The 23962-nt window shown below is 64.6% G+C and carries 26 protein-coding genes and 1 riboswitch; of the genes, 19 read left to right on the forward strand and 7 right to left on the reverse strand.

The features are described 5' to 3' along the window. Nucleotides 1-69: 69 nt before the first annotated feature. From O4H53_RS20660 to trhO, 3 genes are all read right to left on the reverse strand, one after another. Nucleotides 70-1476: a flagellar hook protein FlgE gene (locus O4H53_RS20660; RefSeq protein WP_443069624.1), complete on the reverse strand. Its 1407-nt coding sequence runs from the start codon at nucleotides 1474-1476 to the stop codon at nucleotides 70-72. Nucleotides 1477-1582: 106 nt separating this feature from the next. Further along, the gene (locus O4H53_RS20665) at nucleotides 1583-2434 is read right to left on the reverse strand and encodes a flagellar motor protein MotB (RefSeq protein ID WP_269366841.1); all 852 of its coding nucleotides are present in this window, start codon (nucleotides 2432-2434) and stop codon (nucleotides 1583-1585) included. A 106-nt stretch (nucleotides 2435-2540) separates the two neighbouring features. Next, nucleotides 2541-3431 carry an oxygen-dependent tRNA uridine(34) hydroxylase TrhO gene (gene trhO, locus O4H53_RS20670; protein ID WP_269366843.1) on the reverse strand — a complete coding sequence of 297 codons (891 nt, stop codon included), beginning with the start codon at nucleotides 3429-3431 and terminating at the stop codon, nucleotides 2541-2543. An 86-nt stretch (nucleotides 3432-3517) separates the two neighbouring features. Between trhO and pncA the strand changes: the two genes are divergently transcribed. Continuing rightward, nucleotides 3518-4111 (forward strand): bifunctional nicotinamidase/pyrazinamidase, encoded by a 594-nt coding sequence (pncA, locus tag O4H53_RS20675; RefSeq protein WP_269366844.1) that lies wholly within the window; start codon nucleotides 3518-3520, stop codon nucleotides 4109-4111. 2 nt (nucleotides 4112-4113) lie between these two features. On the opposite strand, the gene O4H53_RS20680 is transcribed toward pncA, so the two are convergent. Both O4H53_RS20680 and O4H53_RS20685 read right to left on the reverse strand, forming a co-directional pair. Further along, nucleotides 4114-4761, reverse strand: coding sequence for a MarC family protein (locus O4H53_RS20680; protein WP_114274234.1), 648 nt, complete (start codon nucleotides 4759-4761; stop codon nucleotides 4114-4116). 92 nt (nucleotides 4762-4853) lie between these two features. Then, a complete protein-coding gene (locus O4H53_RS20685; protein ID WP_269366847.1) occupies nucleotides 4854-5525 on the reverse strand; it encodes an NYN domain-containing protein in 672 nt (223 codons plus the stop codon). A 78-nt stretch (nucleotides 5526-5603) separates the two neighbouring features. On the opposite strand from O4H53_RS20685, the gene pncB reads away from it, so the two are divergent. Beyond that, entirely contained in the window at nucleotides 5604-6896 is a 1293-nt protein-coding gene (gene pncB, locus O4H53_RS20690) for a nicotinate phosphoribosyltransferase (RefSeq protein WP_114274236.1), read from the forward strand. Between the two features lie 44 nt (nucleotides 6897-6940). On the opposite strand, the gene O4H53_RS20695 is transcribed toward pncB, so the two are convergent. Next, complete coding sequence (locus tag O4H53_RS20695; RefSeq protein WP_269366850.1) at nucleotides 6941-7846, reverse strand: DMT family transporter; 906 nt, start codon at nucleotides 7844-7846, stop codon at nucleotides 6941-6943. Between the two features lie 245 nt (nucleotides 7847-8091). Then, a riboswitch (cobalamin riboswitch) is annotated at nucleotides 8092-8308 on the forward strand. Nucleotides 8309-8352: 44 nt separating this feature from the next. On the opposite strand from O4H53_RS20695, the gene O4H53_RS20700 reads away from it, so the two are divergent. The 10 genes from O4H53_RS20700 to cobJ all read left to right on the forward strand — a co-directional run bounded on the left by O4H53_RS20700 (nucleotide 8353) and on the right by cobJ (nucleotide 17790). Beyond that, complete coding sequence (locus O4H53_RS20700) at nucleotides 8353-8511, forward strand: CbtB domain-containing protein (RefSeq protein WP_443069626.1); 159 nt, start codon at nucleotides 8353-8355, stop codon at nucleotides 8509-8511. 192 nt (nucleotides 8512-8703) lie between these two features. Then, on the forward strand, nucleotides 8704-9396 hold the full coding sequence (locus O4H53_RS20705) for a CbtA family protein (protein ID WP_269366853.1): 693 nt from the start codon (nucleotides 8704-8706) through the stop codon (nucleotides 9394-9396). A gap of 7 nt (nucleotides 9397-9403) precedes the next feature. After that, nucleotides 9404-9916 (forward strand): hypothetical protein, encoded by a 513-nt coding sequence (locus tag O4H53_RS20710; protein ID WP_269366855.1) that lies wholly within the window; start codon nucleotides 9404-9406, stop codon nucleotides 9914-9916. Continuing rightward, nucleotides 9913-10287 carry a DUF1636 domain-containing protein gene (locus O4H53_RS20715; protein ID WP_269366857.1) on the forward strand — a complete coding sequence of 125 codons (375 nt, stop codon included), beginning with the start codon at nucleotides 9913-9915 and terminating at the stop codon, nucleotides 10285-10287. Before O4H53_RS20710 ends, O4H53_RS20715 begins: the two co-directional genes overlap by 4 nt. Next, nucleotides 10284-11318, forward strand: coding sequence for a cobalamin biosynthesis protein CobW (cobW, locus tag O4H53_RS20720; protein ID WP_114274240.1), 1035 nt, complete (start codon nucleotides 10284-10286; stop codon nucleotides 11316-11318). Before O4H53_RS20715 ends, cobW begins: the two co-directional genes overlap by 4 nt. 4 nt (nucleotides 11319-11322) lie before the next feature. After that, complete coding sequence (cobN, locus tag O4H53_RS20725) at nucleotides 11323-14565, forward strand: cobaltochelatase subunit CobN (RefSeq protein ID WP_269366860.1); 3243 nt, start codon at nucleotides 11323-11325, stop codon at nucleotides 14563-14565. After that, nucleotides 14562-15689: a precorrin-3B synthase gene (cobG, locus tag O4H53_RS20730; protein ID WP_269366861.1), complete on the forward strand. Its 1128-nt coding sequence runs from the start codon at nucleotides 14562-14564 to the stop codon at nucleotides 15687-15689. The genes cobN and cobG overlap by 4 nt, the downstream gene beginning before the upstream one ends. Then, the gene (locus O4H53_RS20735; RefSeq protein ID WP_269366863.1) at nucleotides 15690-16319 is read left to right on the forward strand and encodes a precorrin-8X methylmutase; all 630 of its coding nucleotides are present in this window, start codon (nucleotides 15690-15692) and stop codon (nucleotides 16317-16319) included. Nucleotides 16320-16321: 2 nt separating this feature from the next. Next, nucleotides 16322-17059, forward strand: coding sequence for a precorrin-2 C(20)-methyltransferase (locus O4H53_RS20740; RefSeq protein WP_269366864.1), 738 nt, complete (start codon nucleotides 16322-16324; stop codon nucleotides 17057-17059). Continuing rightward, on the forward strand, nucleotides 17056-17790 hold the full coding sequence (cobJ, locus tag O4H53_RS20745) for a precorrin-3B C(17)-methyltransferase (protein WP_269366866.1): 735 nt from the start codon (nucleotides 17056-17058) through the stop codon (nucleotides 17788-17790). Before O4H53_RS20740 ends, cobJ begins: the two co-directional genes overlap by 4 nt. Here the strand turns inward: cobJ and O4H53_RS20750 are convergent. Continuing rightward, nucleotides 17766-18512 (reverse strand): cobalt-precorrin-6A reductase, encoded by a 747-nt coding sequence (locus tag O4H53_RS20750; RefSeq protein WP_269366868.1) that lies wholly within the window; start codon nucleotides 18510-18512, stop codon nucleotides 17766-17768. The genes cobJ and O4H53_RS20750 overlap by 25 nt on opposite strands. A gap of 1 nt (nucleotide 18513) precedes the next feature. Between O4H53_RS20750 and cbiE the strand changes: the two genes are divergently transcribed. From cbiE to cobF, 7 genes are read left to right on the forward strand one after another with little or no spacing between them, the layout of a single operon-like run. Beyond that, nucleotides 18514-19695: a precorrin-6y C5,15-methyltransferase (decarboxylating) subunit CbiE gene (gene cbiE, locus O4H53_RS20755; protein ID WP_269366871.1), complete on the forward strand. Its 1182-nt coding sequence runs from the start codon at nucleotides 18514-18516 to the stop codon at nucleotides 19693-19695. Continuing rightward, nucleotides 19692-20060, forward strand: coding sequence for a cobalamin biosynthesis protein (locus O4H53_RS20760; RefSeq protein ID WP_269366873.1), 369 nt, complete (start codon nucleotides 19692-19694; stop codon nucleotides 20058-20060). Before cbiE ends, O4H53_RS20760 begins: the two co-directional genes overlap by 4 nt. 10 nt (nucleotides 20061-20070) lie before the next feature. Then, nucleotides 20071-20856: a precorrin-4 C(11)-methyltransferase gene (gene cobM / locus O4H53_RS20765; RefSeq protein ID WP_269366876.1), complete on the forward strand. Its 786-nt coding sequence runs from the start codon at nucleotides 20071-20073 to the stop codon at nucleotides 20854-20856. Next, entirely contained in the window at nucleotides 20853-22175 is a 1323-nt protein-coding gene (locus O4H53_RS20770) for a cobyrinate a,c-diamide synthase (protein WP_269366878.1), read from the forward strand. The genes cobM and O4H53_RS20770 overlap by 4 nt, the downstream gene beginning before the upstream one ends. Further along, nucleotides 22175-22900: a uroporphyrinogen-III C-methyltransferase gene (gene cobA / locus O4H53_RS20775; RefSeq protein WP_269366879.1), complete on the forward strand. Its 726-nt coding sequence runs from the start codon at nucleotides 22175-22177 to the stop codon at nucleotides 22898-22900. Before O4H53_RS20770 ends, cobA begins: the two co-directional genes overlap by 1 nt. Then, nucleotides 22897-23199 carry a DUF1636 family protein gene (locus tag O4H53_RS20780; RefSeq protein ID WP_269366881.1) on the forward strand — a complete coding sequence of 101 codons (303 nt, stop codon included), beginning with the start codon at nucleotides 22897-22899 and terminating at the stop codon, nucleotides 23197-23199. The genes cobA and O4H53_RS20780 overlap by 4 nt, the downstream gene beginning before the upstream one ends. Beyond that, on the forward strand, nucleotides 23196-23954 hold the full coding sequence (cobF, locus tag O4H53_RS20785) for a precorrin-6A synthase (deacetylating) (protein WP_269366883.1): 759 nt from the start codon (nucleotides 23196-23198) through the stop codon (nucleotides 23952-23954). The genes O4H53_RS20780 and cobF overlap by 4 nt, the downstream gene beginning before the upstream one ends. The last annotated feature ends 8 nt before the right edge of the window (nucleotides 23955-23962 follow it).

Here is a 23962-nt window from a genome sequence, read left to right on the forward strand (position 1 = left end):
AGAACACCGCCAACGTATCCCCATGGGGGGTGACACTCCACGGGCGCAAAGCGTCCATGATTGAAGGAACTAGCTTATGTCGAGCATTCTTACCAACAACGGTGCAATGGTTGCGCTGCAAACACTGAAGTCCATCAACAAGGACCTTACCCAGACGCAGAACGCGATCTCAACCGGCAAGGACATCGGATCCGCCAAGGACAATTCCACGGTCTGGATCACCTTGGCATTGGAGGAATAGGCCCGTTGCGTCTGGATCATCGCGGTCAGTTCACCCGCCACATCGGTGGAGGATTCCTCAAGCGCGAAGGCAAGAATGTCGCCGGTCGGCCCGTCGCTGGCATCCCACAGGAAGAAAGAGCCGCTGTCGACCGACGGCTGGTAGGTCTGGCTGTCCAGGGCGACCATGCCATTGGGATTTGGCAGATCGACCAGCGGCACCTGGTAGATGGTCCGTGTTATGCCGGTATCGAAATAGGCATGGACATAGCCATTGGCGTCAACCTCGACGCTGGTCATGTTCCCGACGGGCGATCCGTCCTTGGAAATGGATACGGGCGCAAAAGCATCCGACAGCTGCGTTATGCCATCGCTTTCCCCGATCTGGCCAATGTCGATTTCGATCGGGCCGCCAGCGACATCGACGATCAACTGCCCGGTTGCAGGGTCATAAGGGCCGCCGCTTACCGTCGTGACCGAAGCAAGCGTACCGCCTGCGGTCCTGTCATCGGCGAAGGTCAGGATGTACTCGCCGATCACCGTTCCTGCCGGATCGGTCGCGGAATCCGTCATGGTTATGGTCCATTCGTTCGACGACCCTGTGGCGGGCACGGTCGGCGTGAACGTGACATTGATGTTTTCCGATGTGCCGAGGTTGTCGTAATATTCCACCGACAGGTTGTGCACGTCACCGGATGCCCCTGCGTCGGTGTCGGTGGCGGGCAGGTTGACGCCCAGCGTCATGCTTGTCGTCGGTTCGCCCGAGAACTGGTTGACGTTGATCTGCACAGGCTCCAGGCCATCCGCCGTGTCGCGCGGAAAGCTGGGGATCGTGCCGTCGGGCAGCGCCGGCCAGCCCAGCAGCACGAGGCCCGAATTGGACCGCAGGTATCCTTCTGAATCGGTTCTGAAGGATCCGGTGGTGGTCAGCATCATGTTGCTGGCGCCGTTGCCCACCTCAACCTCTGTCGCCTGGGTCACGGGCAGAAATCCCCGCCCGCGAACAGCAAGATCCGTGGCGTTCGAGGTTGACACCAGCGGGCCGCGCTGATCGATCAGCCGCTGGGTGTTCGCGCGGACACCGCCGGCGGAATAGGCCCCGCCGCGCGACGAGATCACCAGGGATTCGAATTCGGTGCTGACCCGTTTGTATCCATAGGTCGAAGAGTTCGCGATATTGTCCGAGATGGAAGCAAGACGGGTCGCATTCGCCTGCAGCCCCGCCACCCCTGCGTTGAGCGAAGATGAAATTGTCATAGACACGCCTTTCTGCTGTATCATTCCGTCAGAGTCAGGCTCACTTCTATGCAGGGTCACCTTAACGCTGCGCTAACAGATAAAATCTGTCCTATTCCTCCTGTCCTCAGTTGCGTGGCACGTTTCGCAACAGGATGATCTCCAGCCGGTTGTTCCGCCGTGCCATCGGGTCGGTCACGACAGGTGCCCGGTCGGCATGTCCCGTGACCCGGCGGATGCGTTCGGCGGGCACGCCGCTGTGTTCCAGCAGTTTCCGCATTTCAGTGGCGCGCCGCGCCGACAGGTCCCAGACCGGGCTTTCTGCCAGGACGATGGGGTTGGCGCGGACATGCGCGCCGACCGCAATCCTGTTCGTGACCGCCGTGACGGTTCCGGCGATCATTGCCGAGAGGTCTTTCAGGATCTGTGTCGGGGCGGCCGTCTTTTCGTCAAACAGCGGGACATCCTCAAGATCAAACAACTCGATGACCAGTCCTTCGTCGGTGATCCGGGTCACGATGTGCCGCCTGGCATTTTCCATCACCAGGCTTTCGCCCCCCATGCCCTGCAATTGTGCGTCGAGATCGCGAAAGCGCTGCTCTTCGCTCTCGGCGGCTTCGCCGTTATCGGCCTTGTCGCTGGCCCCGCTTGCCTTGTCATCGCGGGCGGCATGTTTTGCGGTTGATCCGGTGCCTTCCTTGGGCAGCGTCATCTCGGAAAAGATGCTTTCGCCGCCAAAGGCCCCGTTGCCGCCGCCGGACACGCGGTTGACCGGGATCGTCGGCGAAAAGTAATCCGCGATTCCCTTGCGTTGTTGTTCCGTTGTTGCATTCAGCAGCCACATCAACATGAAGAAGGCCATCATCGCGGTAACAAAATCCGCATAGGCGACTTTCCAGGCCCCACCATGGTGCCCGCCGCCGCCGACGACCTTCTTGCGTTTGATGATGATTGGCTGCGCATTTGCCTGCGCACTCATCTCCACCACCTCTTTTTCACCCGGGATCAGGGATAAGGGATGAGGTTTACTGCACGCTTAACAGGTCAATTTGTCGGGAAATTCAGGGCTGCAAAGGATCGGCGGATCAGGGCAGACGCCGCCGTGCCGCGAGCCGCAGCTGTTTCTGCCGCTCGCGGAAACGCGCCTTGTCGTCCTCTGTCGTCCGGTCGAAACAATGATGGCAGCTCACGCCTTCTTCGTATTCGGGGCGGTCGCGGTCCTCCGGCAGGATCGGTTGACGGCAGCCGTGGCAGAGCATGTGCGGCCCTTTGCGCAGCCCGTGACCGACGCTGACCCGTGCATCGAAGACAAAGCAGTCACCCTGCCAGGTACTCTCCTGCGCAGGGACGTCTTCAAGGTATTTCAGAATGCCGCCCTTGAGGTGAAAGACCTCTTCGACGCCTTGCCCCAGCAGGTAGTTTGTCGATTTCTCGCACCGGATGCCGCCGGTACAGAACATCGCGATCTTCTTGTTGTGGAACCGATCCTTGTTGGCTTCCCACCAGGCGGGAAACTCGCCAAAGCTGGCGGTCTTGGGGTCAATTGCCCCGTCGAATGTGCCGATGGCGACCTCGTAATCGTTCCTTGTGTCGATCACGGCCACTTCCGGATCGCGGATCAGGTCGTTCCAGTCCTGGGGCTCGACATAATGTCCGACCCGCGCCTGCGGGTCCACGTCAGGCTGACCCATGGTCACGATCTCGCGTTTGATCCGCACCTTCATGCGGGGGAAGGGCGGTGTTTCGGAATGCGCTTCCTTCCACTCCAGATCGCTGCAACCCGGCAGGGCGCGAAGATGGGCAATTACCGCCTCGATGCCCCCGCGCGGCCCCGCGATGGTGCCATTCACACCCTCATGCGCCAGCAGCAGCGTCCCCTTGACACCCTGCGCGACACAAAGCTCCAGCAGCGCGGGTTTCAGCGCGGCGGGGTCGTCGAACCGGGTAAAGTGGTACAGGGCGGCGATTGTGTGCATGGGGCGGAAATAGGCCCTTGGGGGGCTGTTGTGCAAGGGGGTGCTGGGGTAAAACCCGGTATCCAATCAGAAACGGAGTGACCGCGATGCATGCCCTGATCGTAATCGACGTACAGAAGGATTTTTGCCCGGGCGGCGCGCTTGCGGTGCCCGAGGGTGATCTGATCGTGCCGGGCATTACCGATCTGATGGCAGAATTCGATGCGGTTGTTCTGACCCAGGACTGGCACCCGGCGGGGCATTCCTCCTTTGCCAGCGCGCACGAGGGGCGCGCGCCCTACGACATGATGGAAATGCCCTATGGTCCGCAGGTCCTCTGGCCCGACCACTGCATTCAGGGCAGCCTGGGGGCGCAGTTCCACGAAGGCCTTGCCCAGGACCGTGCAGACCTGATCATCCGCAAGGGCTATAACCCGGCAATCGACAGCTATTCCGCGTTTTTCGAGAATGACCACAGCACACCCACCGGGCTGGAAGGCTATCTGCGCACCCGCGGCATCGACAGGCTGACCATGGTGGGGTTGGCGCTGGATTTCTGCGTCAACTTTTCGGCTGTTGATGCGGCGAAACTGGGCTTTGCAGTGACGGTGCGGCAGGATCTGTGCCGCGCGATTGATCTGAATGGTTCGCTGGAGGCCGCGCGGGCCGGAATGACCGCGAGCGGCGTGCAACTGGCCTGAACCTAATTCAGCGGGCTTTCTGTCTGTGCCAGATCAAGCAGACCCAGCGCTTCCAGCCCGCCCAGTGTCGAATCGACTGCCACGGTGGCCAGGACAATGCCCATGACCCGGCTGATCACGCTTGACCCGGTGGTGCCGATCAGGCGGCCAATCCGTGAGGCCAGCAGCAAAAGCACCAGTGTCAGCAGCAGCACGAGCACCAGCAACCCGCCGGTGATCGCCTGATCGACCACGGGATTGGTATGATTGTCGGTCAGGATCACAATCGCCAGCATGGCACCGGGCGAGGCGATCGAGGGCATCGCCAGAGGAAAGACCGCACCTGCCAGGTGATCGCGTTCGGCGCTTGCGACCTCCTTTTCGGGTTTGCTGTCGCCAAAGATCATGGTCATGGCAAAGAGGAACAGGACCATCCCGCCCGCGACCTGGAACGATCCCAGCCGCAGCCCCAGGGATTCCAGCAGGAACTGGCCGCCAATGAGAAACGCCAGCAACACGGCCCCGGCCACAAGCACCGCCCGCAGGGCGAAACTGCGGTGCAACTGCTTGGGAACATGGGCAGTCGCATAGAGGAATATCGGAATGCTTCCGATGGGGTCGATGACCACCACCAGCGTAATGAATTCACGGATCAGGTTCTGCCAGTCCATCGGGGCGGCTATCTTTCGGGGCTGAATGCTGGGCGTTGCCCTACATTATCTGGATTGAACGGCGGGTGAAACGCCAAAGCGATCCGTCAGGGCTAAAGGCCTTCGAAGATTGGCTTTCCCTTGGCAAAGATGCCCCGGACAAGGCGCAGTTTGCCTGCAATCTGCGCCCGGTCCCTGAACTGGTCGTTGGACACCACGGGCATGTTGTTTTCCCTGGCGTATTTCAGCAGGAAAGCATCCGCTTCCGTCCCGGCGGGGCAGACCATCACCCGGTTCTGCGGCAGGCCCAGTGCCTTGGCAAAATCCTTTTCCGTCAGGCTCTTGTCCTTCAGGTGATGCCGTGATGAGGCATCAAGAAAGACAACCGGTGCATATTTGCGTTTCAGCAGGGCGCTGACGACCAGCCGCAGGCTGGCCAGTTCCGCCACCTCGCCATCCCAGTAGAGGACATTGGTGCCGTCGATCACGATGTCCTTGCGGTCACTGGCGGCGACAGTTTCGCTGGGCGGGGCGGCAGGTGCGGGCGGGCGGCCCAGCCGCGACAGGGCAACGGCACCCAGCACCAGCACGGCGGCACCGCCCCAGCCCCATGCATTTGCCGCAATGAACGGATAGGACAGCGACAAAAGCGCCGCCAGCGCGGCTGTGCCCAGCAAGGTCTGCCAAAGCGCTGTGGCCAGGCAGCGGACATAGCCAAAGGCGGCCAGCGCCAGGATAACGGGGGTCAGGATCTGCAATGGTGTGAGGCTTGCAAGCACATCCATGGTTCAATCCTAACCTTTAGCCTTGCCCCTGTCCTGCAGTCTTTGCCACAAGGGTGCGGAAGTTCTGAGGAATAACTGATGGTCGATATCGCAACCCGCGTCTGGAATCACAAGTGGAAGATCGACCCGATCGTCCGGTCCCTGATCGACATGGATTTCTACAAGCTGTTGATGTGTCAATCCATTTTCCGCAACAAACCGGATACCGAGGTCACGTTCTCGCTGATCAACCGGTCTGACCACGTGCCTCTGGCCAAGCTGATCGACGAGGGCGAGCTGCGCGAGCAGCTGGACCATATCCGCTCGCTCAGCCTCAGCCGGGGCGAAAGCACCTGGCTGCGGGGCAATACCTTTTACGGCAAGCGTCAGATGTTCCGGCCCGATTTCATGGAATGGTTCGAGGGGCTGCGCCTGCCGCCCTACCACCTAGAGCGGCGTGGCGACCAATATGAGCTGACCTTCGAAGGCAAATGGCACGAGGTCATGCTGTGGGAAATTCCCGCGCTGGCGGTGCTGATGGAACTGCGGGGCCGGGCGGTGCTGGACACGATGGGCCGCTTCGAACTGCAGGTGCTCTATGCCCGCGCGATGACCCGTGTCTGGGAAAAGATCGCTGTCCTGCGCGAGATCCCTGACCTCTCCGTGGCCGATTTCGGCACCCGCAGGCGGCACAGCTACCTCTGGCAGGACTGGTGCGTACAGGCCATGCAGGAAGGCCTGGGCAAGGCCTTTACCGGGACCTCGAACTGCAAGATCGCGATGAGCCGCGAGCTGGAGGCGATCGGGACAAATGCGCATGAGTTGCCAATGGTTTACGCTGCATTGGCCGAAGATGACGCGGCGCTGGCGCAGGCCCCCTACGAGGTGTTGTCGGACTGGCACGAGGAGCATGACGGGAACCTGCGGATCATCCTGCCGGACACCTATGGCACCAAGGGTTTCCTCGACAATGCGCCGGACTGGCTTGCCGGCTGGACAGGCATTCGCGTGGACAGCGGCGACCCGGTCAAGGCCGCGCAGATTGCCATCGACTGGTGGAAGTCGCGGGGTGAGGATCCGACCCAGAAGCGGGTGATCTTCAGCGATGGTCTGGATGTGGACAAGATACGGGAACTGCACGGAAAATTCGCCGGAAAGGTGAATGTCTCCTTCGGTTGGGGCACATTGCTGACCAATGATTTCAGGGGCCTGGTGAAAGATGATGCGCTGGCCCCTTTCTCGCTGGTGTGCAAGGCCGTGGCGGCCAATGGCAGGCCGACGGTGAAGCTGTCGGACAATCCCAACAAGGCGATGGGTCCGGCCGAAGAGATCGAGCGCTACAAGCGGGTGTTCGGGGTTGGCGCGCAGGACCGTCAGGAGGTTGTGGTCTAGAACGCGCGCAACGGCCCCGGCCGATGGGGGCAAAGCACGGGTGTCTACTTTGGCGTGGTCACCTCGCGCCCTGCCGCGTTCATCTGCCGTTCCCGCCAGATGATCAGCAATCCGCCACCTGCCAGCAGCAGCGCGCCGGGGAACAGCTCGGACCAGGGCGCTTCGCCGTAGAACAGCCAGCCCAGGACAAAGGCCAGCGGGATGCCGAAATAGCCGAACGGTGCAAGGTTGCTCTGTTCAGTCATGCGGTAGGCCGTCACCAGCACCAGCACGGCAAATCCGCCGAGCCCGCCCATCGCCACAATCCACAGCAGGTCCGTGCTGTCCTGCATTGGCGTGAAACCGCCCGTGGCCAGCGTCAGCACCAGCGCACCCAGGGTCGCGACGCCGGTGGAATACAGGTTGATCAGGGCTGTTGGCGGGCCGTCGTCCATCATCCGGGCGGTAACGGCGGTCAGCGCATAACAAAGCGCCGCGCCCAGCGGCAGCAGGGCCGCCAGCGAAAAGCTGTCCCGGCCCGGGCCCACGATCATCACCACCCCGGCAAAGCCGACCAGCACCGCGGCCCAGCGCACCAGCCCGACCTTTTCGCCCAGCAGGGGCACGGCGAGTGCGGTGACAAAGACTGCGTTGGAATAGGAGATGGTGGAGGCGGTGGCAAAGGTCAGGATGCCCAGCGACAGGTAAAAGAAATATTGCGCGAAGGTCAGGATCAGCCCGCGCAGCAGGGCCAGTTTCCATTGCCGCATGTGCAGGCTGCGTCCTTTGGCGTGCCAGTCCCGGGAAGTCCAGAGGACCAGAAGTGCCGGGATCAGCCCCACCAGGTTGCGGTAGGCAGAAAGTTCGGCGGCCCCGTAGCTGCCGGAGAGGTGTTTGATGATCAGCCCCATGCCATCGAACAACAGGATCGCAAACAGCGAATAGAGAATCGCGAGGGTGGTTCGGCTCACGCGGCGAAGGCTCCTGTCAGAGGGGGAGGGTTGTCCGCCTGTTATGGGCCGCAGGGCAGAGCAGGGCCAGAGGAAATTGAAACGTTATGGTCGGACGCGGGCAGGCCACCACCCGATCCGGGGCCGGAGTACCGGGGATTGCGCACCGGGGCCGGCATTTCCAGACAGCGCAAGGCGTTGCTGCGGGCAAGCGCATTCGGCGCATGAGTTGTCGTGAATGAGCCTTGCCTTGGCTGGGCCGAAGTGCAACATTGGGCTTGCTTGGTGTTCCCGTAAGCGCCCCTTTGGGTGTGGAACCGAACAGGGAATTCCGTAAGGGCCGCACAGCCTGAAACGGAAGCCGCCCCCGCGACTGTAAGCGGAGAGTCTGTGCCCAACGTGCCACTTGACCATTCGGTCGGGGAAGGCGGGCAAAGGCATCGACCCGTGAGCCAGGAGACCTGCCAGGCGTGAGAAACTTGAAACAGGTCGTCGGGTGTGACGGCAAGGAGAAGACCATGACTACAATGACTGCCAAGTCGCAGACCGCCAGCCGCTTTGTTCCCGCGATCTTTGCCGCCGTTCTGGGCCTTGCCCTGATCACGCTGACCGGGCACGTTCAGGCCGCCGCGTTGCATGATGCCGCGCATGATGTGCGCCATGCCACAGGTTTCCCCTGCCACTGACCCCTATGGGCCATCGGGATCAGGTCTGAGCCGCGTCAAAGCAGGCGGTGACCCCGTTCCCCCTGGTGAACAACGCAGCGCGTTCCGGTCAAAGACCTTTATCAGCTTGAGGCGCTGCCGATTTTCGGCGGCGTGTTTGCGTTGATTGGTATCGGTGCCGGCGCGTTGCCATGAAAGCAAGAGGATCTCGTTATGACTTCACGGTTTTTGGTTTCCGCCCTTTTTGCAGGGGCTTTGGCGGGTGCGATCATCGGCCTGCTGCAACTGGTATTTGTGCAGCCTGTGCTGCTGCATGCGGAGCTTTATGAAAGCGGGGAACTGGTCCATTTCGGCGCAGAGGCGGTCAGCGCCCATCCCGCCTTGCCCGGTTTCGACCTGATGCGCGACGGGTTGAGCGTGATTTTCACCATGCTGACCTATACCGGTTATGCGCTGATCCTGGTTGCGGCCATGAGCTTTGGCGAGGACCGCGGTGCGCGGATCGACGGGCGTTGGGGTATCCTGTGGGGCGTGGCCGGTTTCGTGGCCTTTCATCTGGCCCCCGGATTTACCCTTGCCCCGGAAGTGCCCGGTGTGGCTGCCGCCGATGTGGCTCTGCGGCAGGTCTGGTGGTTTGCGACGGCGATTGCGGCCTGTGTGGCGCTCTGGCTGCTGGCCTTTGGCCAGAACTGGGCGGCCTGGAGTGCGGCGGCGCTGTTGCTGGCCGCACCGCATCTGATCGGCGCGCCGGAGCCCGAGACCTTTACCGGTCCTGTCCCGACCGAGATCGGCGCGCTGTTCGCGGCGCGTGCGCTCGGCGTCGGTCTGGCGGCCTGGGTGTTGCTCGGGTGCTTTGCGGGCTATTTCTGGCAGCGCGAAGGGGAGCATGCCGCCCAGGCGGCGTGAGGGTGTGATGGGCAGAACGCTTGCGCTTTTCGTCATCGGCCTTGTCTTCGGAGGCGGTCTCGGCTTTGCCTTTGCGGCGGGCAACGGGATCACCTTTGACGGGCATGATCATGGGGATGCGGCCCAGCATGGCGGGATGGATCACGGGGGCATGACTGTCGGCGGGATGGATCATGCCAAGATGCACGAGACGCCGATTGCGGTCCCGGCGGATGCCGCGCCCGAGGTTCAGATCATGATCAGCCCGGACCCGATGGCGGGCTATAACCTGCATGTCATGGTCGAGAATTTCGAGTTTTCGCCGCAGAACGCCAGCCTGCCCCATCAACCGGGGCAGGGCCATGCGCATGTCTATGCGAACGGCGTCAAGCTGGCCCGGATCTATGGCCCCTGGATGCATCTGGATGGCCTGCCCAAAGGCCAGGTGGAGATCGAGGTAACGTTGAACAGCAACGATCATCATCCGCTGGAGGTGGAGGGCACGCCGGTAACGGCCCGGGCCGTGGTGGAGGTGGAATGACCGCAACGCTTTATGTCTGCACCACCTGCCGCGCGGGTGAGGTGCTGGAAGAGGATGCCCCCCGGCCCGGCGCGCTGCTGCACAGCGCATTGACCGAAGCGGGGGCACCTGACGCGGTCGAGATCGTCGGGGTGGCCTGTCTGTCCGCCTGTTCGCAGGGGGCAGCGGTGGCGCTGTCGGAGCCGGGCAAATGGACCTATGTCTATGGCCGTCTGACCCCGGCGGATGCCCCCGATATCCTGTCCGGTGCCGCCGCCTATGCCGCTAGTGCCGACGGGCTGGTGCCCTGGCGTGAGCGCCCCGTGATTTTCCGCAAGCAGAGCCTTGCGCGTGTTCCCCCCTTTACCCTGCCTTTGGAGGCTGCCGAATGAATGACCTGAGCAAAATTCCCGTGACCGTGATCACCGGGTTTCTGGGCGCTGGCAAAACCACGCTGATCCGCCATCTGATGACCAATTCGGGCGGGCGGCGGCTGGCTGTTCTGGTGAACGAATTCGGGACCGTGGGGGTGGATGGCGACATCCTGAAATCCTGTGCAATCCCCGATTGCCCGGCAGAGAACATCGTGGAACTGGCCAATGGCTGCATCTGCTGCACGGTGGCGGATGATTTCATCCCCACCATCGAGGCGCTGATGGCGCTGCCCACGCGACCCGATCACATCCTGATCGAAACCTCCGGTCTGGCGCTGCCGAAGCCGCTGCTCAAGGCTTTCGACTGGCCCGCGATCCGTTCGAAGATCACGGTGGACGGGGTGATTGCCCTGGCCGATGCCGAAGCTGTGGCTGCGGGTCGTTTCGCCCCTGACGAGGCGGCGGTGGATGCGCAGAGGCTGGCCGATGACAGCCTGGATCACGAGACCCCGCTGTCCGAGGTATTCGAGGATCAGATTGCCTGTGCGGATATCATCCTGATGTCCAAGGCCGATCTGGCCGGTGAGGAAGGGCTCGCCACGGCGCGCCGGATCATCGAGGCGGAAAGCCCCCGCCCGATCCGCATCCTGCCGATGACCGAAGGGGTGATCGACCCCAAGGTGGTGCTGGGCCTGAATGCCGCAGCCGAGGACGATCTGGCGGCCCGCCCGTCGCATCATGACGGGGCGGATGACCACGAGCATGATGATTTCGAGACCATTGTGGTGCCCATGCCCGAGGTCGAGGATGTGAACGCGCTGGTCGCGGCCATCGAAAGGCTGGCAACCGAACAGCACATCCTGCGGGTCAAGGGCTATGTTGCGGTGGCGGGCAAACCGATGCGCCTGCTGGTGCAGGCGGTGGGCGCACGGGTGCGGCAGCAGTTCGACCGCCCCTGGGGCGCGGATGCGCGGCAGGGCCACCTGGTGGTGATCGCGGAGCACGACCACATCGACACCGCTGCCATCCGGGGTGTTCTGGGGGCCTGACACCATGCACGTCGTCTTTCGCGAAAGCCACGGGCTGGAGGACAGCGAAACCCCGTTTGATCCGGGCCAGACGCCTGCGGATCTGGTGGTGCTTTCGTTCTCCGACAGTGACCTCGGCGCCTTCGCGGCGGGCTGGCACCGGGGTGGCGGGCCTGAAGGCAAGCTGCCCACGCTGCGGCTGTGCAATCTTGTGGCGCTGCGGCACCCGGCGTCGGTGGACAATTATGTCGAACAGACGCTGACCGGGGCCAGGGGCATCCTGATCCGGCTGATCGGGGGCGAGAACTACTGGCCCTATGGCATCATGCAGGTGCAGGATTTCGCCCGGCGCAACGACATCGCGCTGGCGGTGCTGCCCGCAGACGGGCGCGAGGACCCGACGCTGGACAGCTATTCGACGCTGCCGGTGTCGACCCTGCGGCGGTTGTCGCATCTCTGCGACGCGGGGGGTGCCGTGGCGGCGCAGGCGGCGCTGGCGCAGCTCGCGCTGGCCGCTGGGTTCTATGCGGGCCCGGTGCCAGGGAGCAAGACGGTGCCGGACTGCGGGATCTATGATCCGGAACAGGGCGTCATCCCCTTTGCCGATGTCACCGGCGATGTGGTCGCTGTCACCTTCTACCGCAGCTACCTGACTGCCGCCGACACCGCGCCGGTGGATGCGCTGATCATGGCGCTGCGTGACCGGGGGTTTACGGCTGTGGGTCTTTTCGTGCCCTCGCTGAAGTCCGAGACCGGGCGCGCCTTTCTGGATCAGACGCTGGCGCGGCTGGGCCCATGTGCCATCGTCAACGCCACGGCATTCTCCGGACGGGGGGAGGACGGCACAACGCCGCTGGATGGCCCCGGCTGCCCGGTGTTTCAGGTTGCGCTGTCGACGGCCCGTCAGAAGGAATGGGCCGAGGCCGAGCGGGGGTTGTCGCCTGCGGACCTTGCCATGCATGTGGTGCTGCCAGAGGTGGACGGGCGCATCTTTGCCGGGGTTGTCAGCTTCAAGGCGCCGGAAAAGAAGGACCCGCACCTGCAATTCTCGCGCTTTGCCCACCGGGCAAATGCCGAACGGATCCATGCGGTGGTGGACCGGGTGGCGGGCTGGCACCGGCTGGCGCGGACACCGGCAAGGGACCGCAAGCTGGCGCTGGTCTTGTCCACCTATCCGGGCCGTGAAGATCAGATCGCCCATGCGGTCGGGCTCGATGCCCTGGCCTCGACCGAGGATATGCTGCTGACCCTGGCCGATGCGGGCTATGGCGTGGAACCTGCCATCGGCTTTGGCAAGTCATTGAACCAGAACACGATTTCCTGGCCTGTCGATGGTGACATGTCATATTTGACATGTCTTCCCGACACGCTCTTGAAGGATCTGAACACCGCATGGGGGCCGGTGGAAGATGACCCGCTCTACCGGGACGGAGCGTTTCATTTTCCCGCGCAGCGCTGCGGAAACGCGCTGGTCGCGCTGCAGCCCGAGCGGGGCAGCATTGCGGCCCGCGATACGGATTATCACGATCTCGCCCGCATCCCGCGCCACTCCTACGTGGCCTTCTACCTCTGGCTGCGCGCCCAGGGCATCGATGCGCTGGTGCATATCGGCGCCCATGGCACGCTGGAATGGCTGCCGGGCAAGGCGGTGGCGCTGTCGGGGGACTGCTGGCCCGAAGTCCTGACCGGGCCGATGCCGGTGATCTACCCGTTCATCGTCAACGATCCCGGCGAGGCTGCGCAGGCCAAGCGGCGCATCGGGGCGGTGACCCTCGGCCACCTGCCGCCACCGATGAAGGAGAGCGAAACGCCGCAGGCGTTGTTGCAGCTTGAGCGACTGCTGGACGAATATTCCACCGCTGACGGGCTGGACCCGGCGCGCCGCGACCGGCTGATCGACACCATCCGGTCAGAGGCACGGGCCGCAGGGGTGGAGGATGATCTGGGCATGGACGATGCCACCAGCGCGGCGGAGGCCATCACCCGGATCGACCGTTTCGTCTGTGACATCAAGGAAAGCCAATATGGGGACGGGCTGCACATCTTTGGTGCCGGTGACGGCGAAAACGCAGGCCTTCTGGCCGCGCTTGACGGGCGGCGTGTTGCGGCCGGCCCCTCCGGTTCGCCCTATCGGGGGCGGTCCGACGTATTGCCCACGGGGCGCAACCTCTATGCCGTGGACCCGCGCAGCGTGCCGACCCGCGCGGCCTATGCGCAAGGCGTCAAACTGGCCGAAGAACTGATCCGCCGCCATCTGCAGGACCAGGGCGATTATCCGCGCGGGCTGGTTGTCGACCTCTGGGGCTCCGCCACCATGCGCACCGCCGGAGAAGAGCTTGCCATGGCGATGCATCTGGCCGGGTTGGCCCCGAAGTGGGACGAAGGGTCAGAGCGGGTATCAGGTTTCGAGGTGCTGCCGCTGACCCTGCTGAACCGGCCCCGCATTGACGTGACCCTGCGTGTCTCTGGCCTGTTCCGGGATGTCTTTCCGGGCCTGTCGCAGCTGTTCGAGGCTGGGGCCGCCGCCCTGGCCGAGCGCGAAGAAGCGCCCGACATGAACCCCTATCTGACCCGCACGCCGCGTGTCTTTGGCCCCAAGCCGGGGTTGTATGGCATGAACATGGAAGCCGCGATGCTGGATTATTCCGACGAGGGGCGCGCGGCAGCGGGGGAAGCCTGGCTGAAAGCCTCCGAATGGTCCATCGACGCAAAGGGCGTGTCGCATCAGGACCGCGCTGCTCTGGAGGCGCGGTTGCAGGGAGCCGACAGTTTCGCCCATGTGCAGGACCTCACCGAAAGCGATCTGCTGCTGGCGTCGGATTATGCCAGCCACGAGGGTGGATTTGCCGCCGCCATGGCACATCTGGGGGCGGTGCAGCCTGCGATGTACCATGTTGACAGCACCGTCATCGGCGCCCCCCGCGCCCGCACCATGGCCGAGGAGATTGCCCGCGTGGTGCGTGCCCGTGCCGCGAATCCGGACTGGGCCAGCGGCATGATGCGCCATGGTTTCAGGGGTGCGGCAGAGGTCGCCGCAACGCTGGACAATCTGGCCGCCTTCGCGCATCTCACGCGGGCCGTGCCTGCGCATCTTTTCGACCTATATTTCGATGCGACGATGGGCCGGGAGGATTTGATGGAGTTTATGGAACGCGAAAACCCCAAGGCATTGGCAGAAATGCGCGCCCGTTTTGTGGCGCTGCGCGATGCGGGCCTTTGGGTCACACGGCGCAATTCGATTTCTGCCCAGATGGACGCAGCCGAATGACCGCGCCTGTGGTCAAGGGATATTGCCCAGGCGCGCTGCGCCCGATGATGTCGGGCGACGGTCTGGTGGTGCGGGTGCGCCCTTTCAACGGACGTCTGCGCCGGGCACAGGCCGATGGCATCGCGACGCTGGCCGCCGCCCATGGCAACGGGCTGATCGACCTGTCGAGCCGGGGCAACCTGCAGATCCGGGGCGTGCGGGAGGACAGGCTTGCGGCGCTGATCACCGGTCTGGGGGCGATGTCGCTGGTGGATGCGGATGCCGAGATCGAAAGCCGGCGCAATGTGCTGGTCACCCCCTTCTGGCAGACGGGCGAGGAAACAGAGGGCTTTGCCGCCGCGTTGACCGAGGCGCTGGCGCAGCCGGATGCGCCGCGGATTCCGGGCAAGTTCGGTTTTGCCGTGGATACGGGCCGCGCGCCGGTGTTGCAGACCGCTTCGGCAGATATCCGGCTGGAACGGGACGCGGGTGGTGGTCTGATCCTTGTTGCGGATGGGTTCGACAAGGGCAAGCCCGTCGCTTCCGGGACAGTCGTGGCAGAGGCCATGGCGCTGGCGCGGTGGTTCGTCGAGATGCGGGGCGATCATAGCCGCATGGCCGCGCTGCTGGCCGGGGGTGTCGCGCTGCCCGGCGGGTTCATCGTACCGCGTCAGCGTCAGGATTACCTGCCACGACCCGGTTATACCCCGCTGGGGGCGATGGTCGGCCTTGCCTTTGGCCAACTGGAGGTCAAGACATTGGCAAGTCTTGCCAAGCAGGGGGGCCTGCGGATGACCCCCTGGCGGATGTTGCTGGTGGAAAGCGCGCGCAAGCTGCCCAAGGTGCGCGGTGTGATCACCGACCCAGATGATCCGCTGCTGCGTGTGGTCGCCTGCACCGGCGCGCCGCGTTGTGCGCAGGGGCTGGCAAAGACCCGCTCCGTCGCGCGCAGCCTAGCACCCCATGTTCCCCCCGGCAGCCTGCTGCATATGTCGGGCTGTGCCAAGGGCTGTGCCCACGCCCGGCCCGCGCCGCTGACGGTGACGGCCACCCGCGATGGTTTCGACCTGATCCGTCAGGGACGCGCCGGCGATGCGCCGGAGGCGACCTCCCTCACTCCCGAAGACATTATCAAGGCGATCTGAATGCCCCACAGCTACATCACCGATGGCGCGGAGATTTACCGCCAGTCCTTTGCCACGATCCGGTCGGAGGCGGCGCTGGCGCGTTTCACGCCCGAGGAAGAGATCGTCGCGGTGCGCATGATCCATGCCGCCGGGATGGTCGGGCTGGAAGAACATCTGCGCTTTTCCCCCGGTATGGCAATTGCCGCCCGCGCGGCGCTGGAGGATGGCGCGCCGATCCTCTGTGATGCCTATATGGTCAGCGAGGGGATCACCCGCAAACGTCTGCCGCGCGAAAACGAGGTGATCTGCACCCTGCGCGACCCGCGTGTGCCGGAGATGGCCGCCGCGATGGCCAACACCCGCTCTGCCGCCGCGCTCGAACTCTGGCGGCCGCAGCTGGCCGGGGCGCTGGTGGCCATCGGCAATGCGCCCACGGCGCTGTTTCACCTGCTGAACATGCTTGAAGACCCCGCTTGCCCGCGCCCGGCTGCGATCATCGGGTGCCCTGTCGGCTTTATCGGTGCGGCGGAAAGCAAGGATGCCCTGATGGCCGACCTGCCGGTGCCGTCGATGATCGTGCAGGGGCGGCTGGGCGGCTCGGCGATCACTGTCGCGGCGGTGAATGCGCTCGCCAGCAGGGTGGAATAGGCATGGGCAGGATCATCTGCGCGGGCCTCGGCCCCGGCGACCCCGAATTGATGAGCGTGAAGTCGGATCGGGTGATCCGGGGCGCCCGCCATGTCGCCTATTTCCGCAAGAAGGGTCGCGCCGGACAGGCCCGGACCATCGTCCGCGACATGCTGCGCGATGATGTGGTCGAATATCCGATGGAATATCCCGTCACCACCGAGCTGCGCTTTGACAGTGCGGAATATCGCGACCTCATGGTCGATTTCTACGCCGAATGGGCCGACCGGCTGGCCGAACTGGCGCGCGATCACGAGGTGGTCGTGCTCTGTGAGGGCGACCCATTCTTCTACGGCTCCTTCATGCATCTGCACACGCGGCTTCAGGGCCGGGCAGAGGTCGAGGTTCTGCCGGCGATCCCCGGCATGGTGGGCTGCTGGAACGCGCTGGACATGCCCTTTACCTGGGGGGATGATGTGATGTCCGTCCTGATGGGCACCTTGCCTGATGCGGACCTTGTGGCGCATATGGAGCGCGCCGATGCGCTGGTGATCATGAAAACCGGGCGCAACATGCCGCGGGTGCGCGCGGCCCTTGTCGCCACCCGACGGCTTGAGGATGCCTGGCTGGTGGAAAAAGGGACCATGGCGGGTCAGCGTGTTGTGCGGCTGGCTGATGTGGATGACGATGATTGTCCCTATTTCGCGATTGTGCTGGTGCATGGACAGGGCCGCAGGCCGGAAGCCGGGGTGCCGACATGACAGGCTGGGTTGCCATCGCGGGCCTTGGGCCGGGCCGGGATGATCTGGTCACACCGGAAGTGACGGCAATGCTGGCCGAGGCTACCGACGTGATCGGTTATATACCTTACGTGAAGCGCGTGGCGCCCCGTGACGGGTTGACCCTGCATCCAACCGACAACCGGGTCGAGATCGACCGCGCCACCCATGCCCTGACGCTTGCCGCCGAGGGCCGTCGCGTGGCGGTGGTGTCGGGCGGTGATCCGGGGGTCTTTGCCATGGCCTCTGCTGTCTTCGAGGCGCTGGAAGGCAAGCCGCAGTTCGCGGATGCCGACATTCGGGTGCTGCCCGGCATCACCGCGATGCTTGCCGCCGCTGCCCGCGCGGGTGCGCCCTTGGGGCATGATTTCTGTGCCATCAACCTCAGCGACAACCTCAAGCCCTGGTCGGTGATCGAACGCCGCCTGCGGCTGGCCGCGCAGGCCGATTTTGCCATGGCCTTCTACAACCCGCGTTCCAGGTCGCGCCCCCACCAGTTTGGCGATGCCCTGGCGATCCTGCGCGAGGAATGCGCACCGCAACGGCTGGTGACCTTTGCCCGCGCGATCAGCCGCCCGGACGAGGCGCTGAACACCGTGACACTGGCCGAGGCGACGGCAGAGATGGCGGATATGCAGACCGTGGTGCTGCTGGGAAATTCGCAGACGCGGGTTGTCGGGCGCTACGTCTATACGCCGCGTTCGACCACATGAGTCAGCCAGGACATCACCTGCGCCACGTCATGCGCGATGGTGTTGCCGGGCAGGGCGGGCCTCTGGGCCATGATTACGGGCAGGCCCAGGGCGCGGGCCGCGTCAATCTTGGCGCGTGCGCCGCTGCCGCCGGCATTCTTGCAGACCACATGGGTGATCGCATGATCGCGCAGCAGCGCGGTGTCTGTCGCCAGCGCGAAGGGGCCACGCGCCAGGATCACGGCGGTATCCGGCAGCGGCAGCGGTGCCTCGGGCGCATCGACAAGGCGCAGCAGGTAATGGTGCTGCGGCCGCGCCGCAAAAAGGCCGATCTGCTGCTTGCCAATCGCCAGAAATACGCGGGACGGTTTGTGCGGCAGCGCGGCGGGCAGGTCTTCGACTGTCGCGACCTGCTGCCAGTCATCGCCTGGCCCGGCCTGCCAGGGCGGACGTTCCAGCCGGATCAGCGGTGTCTGCGTCGCGGTGCAGGCGGCATGGGCATTGCGGCTCATTCCTGCGGCAAAAGGATGGGTGGCGTCGATCACATGGGTGATGCCCGCGTCGCGCAGGTATCGCGTCAGCCCCGGCACACCGCCGAAACCGCCCGTGCGCTGCGGCAGCGGTTGCGCGGCCGGGGATTGCGTGCGTCCGGCATAGGAGAACGTGGCGTTCATCCCGGCCTCGGCCAGTTGTCTGGCCATCTGGCTGGCCTCGGTTGTGCCGCCCAGCAAAAGGATGTGCATGATGGGTGACCCGTGGCTCAGCATCGTTGGAATGCCGCACGATAGCGCAGCGCAGCTGCCCCCCGCAAGTCAGGCTGCGATCGACGCCGCCGAGGTGATCTTTGGCGGGCCCCGGCATCTTGATCTGGTAAACGCAGGGGGCAGGGGAGCGCCCTGGCCGGTGCCGTTTTCGGTTGGGCCGGTGCTGGCGGCAAAGGGGCGGCGGGTTGTCGTGCTGGCCTCTGGCGATCCGTTCTGGTTCGGGGCGGGCGGCAGCCTGTCGGCGCATCTGGATCCTGGCGAATGGTGCGTGCTGCCCGCGCCCTCGACGTTTTCATGGGTGGCAGGCGCGCTGGGCTGGCGGTTGGAGGATGTGACCTGCCACGGCCTGCATGCCGCGCCACTTGCGCAATTGCGCGCGGTGCTGACACCCGAGGCGCGGTTCATCTGCCTGTTGCGTGACGGTGCCGCCCCTGCCGAACTGGCGCAATGGCTGACCCAAGAAGGCGCGGGGCAGGCCCGGATCCATGTCTGCGAACGTATGGGCGGCGCGGAGCAGCGGGTGCGGGAAACCACCGCGCAAGCCTATGACCTGACTGATGTTGCGGCCCCCGTGGCTGTCGCGGTGGCGCTGCCCGCCGGGGTGGGCCTGCCGCGCAGTTCCGGCCTGCCGGATGATCTTTTTGCCCATGACGGCCAGATCACCAAGCGGCCCGTTCGGGCCCTGACCCTGTCCGCACTGGCCCCGCGTCCGGGAGAGGTTCTGTGGGATATCGGTGCCGGGTCCGGCTCCATCTCGGTCGAATGGTGCCTGGCCGGGGGGCTGGCGATTGCCTTCGAACAGCATGAGGCGCGGGCCGATAATATCATCCGCAACGCCAGTCAGTTCGGCCTTTCCCATCGCCTGACGGTGCATCACGGGGATGTGCGCGCGCTGATCGCGGACCGCCCGGCGCCGGATGCGGTGTTCGTAGGGGGTGGCGGCAGTGACGCATTGTTCGGGGCGCTGTTCGACATTTTGCCCAGGGGCACGCGGCTGGTCGCAAATGGCGTCACGCTGGAGACCGAGGCGCGGTTCGCCCGTTTGCATGGTGAAAGGGGTGGCAGCCTGCTGCGGATCGAGCTGGCGGAAGCGGCACCGCTGGGCCGTCTGCGCGGCTGGCAGGCCGCGCGCCCGGTGGTGCAATGGAGCGTGGTCCTGTGAGGGTTGTCGGCATCGGGTTTCGCGCGGCAGCCGATCTGGCCAGCCTTCAGGATGCGTTGCAGCAGGTTCTGGACGCGGCAGGGGGCGGCGGCATTGACGCGGTGGTGACCGAAGCCGCCAAGGCGCGGGAGAAAGTGTTTCGCGAGTTCGCGCAGGTGCTGGGTCTGCCCGGTCTGGGCATTACGGCGCAGGACCTGGGACAGATGATCACCCCGACGCAATCGGAACGGATGCAGGACCGGTTCGGCACCGGATCGCTGGCAGAGGCCGCGGCGCTGGCCGCAGCAGGGCCACAGGCGCGGCTGGTTGCGCAACGGGTCGTGTCGGGCGATGGTATGGCCACGGCGGCCCTTGCTGAAAGTTGAGAAGGAAAACATGACAGTTCATTTCATCGGCGCAGGCCCCGGCGCGCCTGACCTGATCACATTGCGGGGACGTGACCTGATCGCGGCCTGTCCCGTGTGCCTCTATGCCGGGTCGCTGGTGCCCGAGGCCTTGCTGGCGCACTGCCCGGATGGCGCGCGGATCGTGAACACCGCGCGGATGTCGCTGGACGAGATCGTTGCGGAAATTGCAGCTGCCCATGCGGCGGGCCATGACGTTGCGCGGCTGCATTCCGGCGACCTGTCGGTCTGGTCCGCGATGGGCGAGCAGCTGCGCCGGTTGCAGGCGCTGGATATTCCCTATGACGTGACACCGGGCGTACCCTCCTTTGCCGCCGCCGCTGCGGCGCTGAACGCGGAGCTGACCCTGCCGGGTGTCGTGCAGTCGGTGGTGCTGACGCGCACTTCGGGCCGTGCGACCGCGATGCCGGAGGGCGAAGCGCTGGAGAACTTTGCGCGCACCGGCGCGACGCTTGCGATCCACCTGTCGGTTCATGTGCTGGAAAAGGTGGTGGCCGACCTGACACCGCATTATGGCGCGGAATGTCCGGTAGCCGTGGTCTGGCGGGCAAGCTGGCCGGATCAGCGGGTGGTCAAGGCCACCCTTGCCACCCTGCAGACCGCCATCGGCGAAGAGATGGAGCGCACGGCGCTGATCCTCGTGGGCCATGCGATCGGGGCAGAGGATTTCGGCGAGAGCAGGCTTTACGCCGGCGATTACGACCGTCGGTTCCGACCGGTCGGCACCGATCCGCGTTTTCCGGAGACGGCGGAATGATCCCGCCCGGGCTGATGATCTCTGCCCCCTCCTCGGGGACGGGCAAGACCACGCTGATGCTGGGGCTGCTGGCGGCATTCCGGGCGCAGGGGCTGAAGGTGCAACCGTTCAAGAGCGGGCCGGACTACATTGATCCCGCGTTCCATACGGCGGCGTCTGGTTTGGCCTCCTATAACCTTGACAGCTGGTCGATGGACCGCGCCGTGATTGACGGGCTGGTGGGCAACGCCACCGGGGCGGACCTGATCCTGGCGGAAGGGTCGATGGGGCTGTTCGATGGCGTGGCCGTTCCCGGGGCCTGTGGCAACGGGGCCAGCGCCGACATTGCGGCGCATATGGGCTGGCCCGTGGTGCTGGTGCTGGATGTCTCCGGAGCGGCGCAATCCGTTGCGGCCACTGCACGCGGGTTTCGCGACATGCGGCCGGATGTGACCCTGGCAGGCGTGGTGCTGAACCGTGTCGCCTCGCCCCGGCATGATACGCTGGTGCGCGCAGGCATGGAACAGGTGGGCATTCGGGTGCTGGGCTCCCTGCCCCGGCAGAACGGGGTCGAACTGCCCGAAAGGCATCTGGGGCTGGTACAGGCAGGCGAGCAGGAAAACCTGCCGCAGATCCTGGCCGATGCCGCTGCATTCATCTCTGAACATGTTGATCTGACGGCCCTGCGCGCAGCGGCGGCAGGCACATTGTCGAAGGCGCCACCACCGGCAAAGATCGTCCCGCCGGGACAGAGAATTGCATTGGCGCAGGACAATGCATTCGCCTTTGTCTATCCGCATCTGCTGGCCGGATGGCACGCCGCCGGAGCAGAAGTGATGCCCTTTTCGCCGCTGGCGGATGAAGCACCGGACAGCGGTGCCGATGTCTGCTGGTTGCCGGGCGGATATCCCGAATTGCACGCGGGCAAGCTGGCCGGGGCAGAGAGATTTCGCGCAGGCCTGATCGAGTTTGCGCAGACCAGGCCGGTCCATGGCGAATGCGGTGGCTATATGGCCATGGGGGCCGGGCTGGTGGACAAGGACGGCATTCGCCACCGTATGGTTGGGTTGCTGGGGCTGGAAACATCCTTTGCCAAGCGGAAGATGCACCTCGGCTACCGAAAGGCCGAGCTGAACGCGGCCATTCCCGGCCAGACCATACGGGGGCGTCTGCGCGGGCATGAGTTTCACTATGCCACCATCCTCGAAGAGCCCGACGCGCCATTGGCCCGGATCACCGACAGCAACGATCTGGAGGTGCCGGAAACCGGATCGGTGCGCCGGTTCGAGGGGGGCGGCGTTGCGACAGGTACGTTCTTTCACATGATCGGTGACGGCTGATGAGCGGTTTTGTTTCTTTTGTCTCTTCCGGCCCCGGTGATCCGGAGCTGCTGACCGTCAAGGCGGTGGACCGGCTGCAAAAGGCCGAGGTGGTATTGTTCGACGACCTCAGTTCGGGGCCGATTCTGGAACATGCCCATGCAGATGCCGATCTGATCGGCGTGGGCAAACGCGCCGGACGGGCCTCGCCCAAGCAGGATCATGTCAGCCGGGTTCTGGTGGACCACGCCGCCGCGGGCATGCGTGTCGTGCGGCTCAAATCCGGCGACAGTGGCATGTTTGGCCGGCTGGAGGAGGAAATCACCGCCCTGCGTGCTGCCGACATCCCGTTCGAGATCATACCCGGTGTCACCTCGGCTTCTGCCGGGGCTGCGGTTGCGGGCATCCCGCTGACCCGGCGGCTGACGGCGCGGCGGGTGCAGTTCATCACCGGTGCGGATGTGACCGGCGACCTGCCGCCCGATGTGAACATGGCGGCCCTGGCCGATCCGCTGGCCACGACGGTGATCTACATGGGCAAGCGGACCTTTCCGGGTCTGGCGGTGCGCCTGCTGGACCATGGGCTGTCCCCCGATACCCCTGCCCTGCTGGCCGAGGCGGTGTCGACGCCAGCGGAAAAGCTGCAGTGGTTCACCATCGCGACACTTGCGGCCTATCTGGAGACAACCACCAGCACCACACCGGCGCTGATCTATTACGGCGCGCTGGCGGAGCCGGGGTTGTGACGGTGTTTGTCTGCGGTTCCTGTCCGGAAGGCACGGGTTTTGTCGAGATGATGCGCCGTGGCCTGCCGGAAGAGGAGGTGAAGCAGATCGACTGCATGTCCGGCTGCACCCGGCCGCAGACCGTTGCCTTTCGGGTGACGGGCAAGGTGGCCTATCTGTTTGGCGACATCACGTCGGATGATCTGGGGGATCTGCAACGGTTTGCGGCACTATATGCGGCATCATCCGATGGCACTTTTGCAGATGCGCGGGTGCTGGGCGGGTTGCGGATGAAAGCCATCGCGCGGATTCCGGGATGAGCGCGGTGCAACTGACCCTGATCGGTATCGGCACGGGCAACCCCGAGCATCTGACGTTGCAGGCCATCCGGGCGATCAACGCGCAGGACCTGATCCTGATCCCGCGCAAGGGACCGGGCAAGGATGACCTTGCAGAGCTGCGCCGCGCCATCTGCGACGAGGTTTTGGAAAACGAGGCCACGCGTCTCGTGGAATTCGACTTGCCGGCCCGCAACGCGGCAACAGCGGATTACCGGCGTCGGGTGGATGACTGGCATGACGCGATTGCCGAGGCCTGGCGCGGAGCGATGGCAGAGCAACCGGAGGCGGCACGGGTGGCGCTGCTGGTCTGGGGCGATCCGTCGCTTTACGACAGCACCCTGCGGATTGCCGCGCGGCTGGACCCGCCACCGCAGGTCGAGGTGATCCCCGGCATCACGTCATTGCAGGCGCTGACAGCGGCCCATGCCATTCCGGTCAACGAGATCGGGGCGCCCTTTGTCGTGACAACGGGACGGCGCTTGCGGGATGCGGGCTGGCCTGACGGGATCGACACGCTGGTGGTGATGCTGGACGGCACCTGCGCCTTTGCCGATATCGACTCCGGAGGGGTGCATATCTGGTGGGGCGGATACGTCGGCATGCCGGAGCAGATCGTTTGCGAAGGCCCGCTGGCCGACGTCGCGGAGCGGATCGTTCAGATGCGGGCCGAGGCGCGGGCGCGGCATGGATGGATCATGGATATCTACATCCTGCGCAGGGATCATGGCACCTGACGAAATAC

This window comes from Sulfitobacter sp. G21635-S1 (assembly GCF_027213915.1).
Lineage (GTDB): Bacteria > Pseudomonadota > Alphaproteobacteria > Rhodobacterales > Rhodobacteraceae > Sulfitobacter.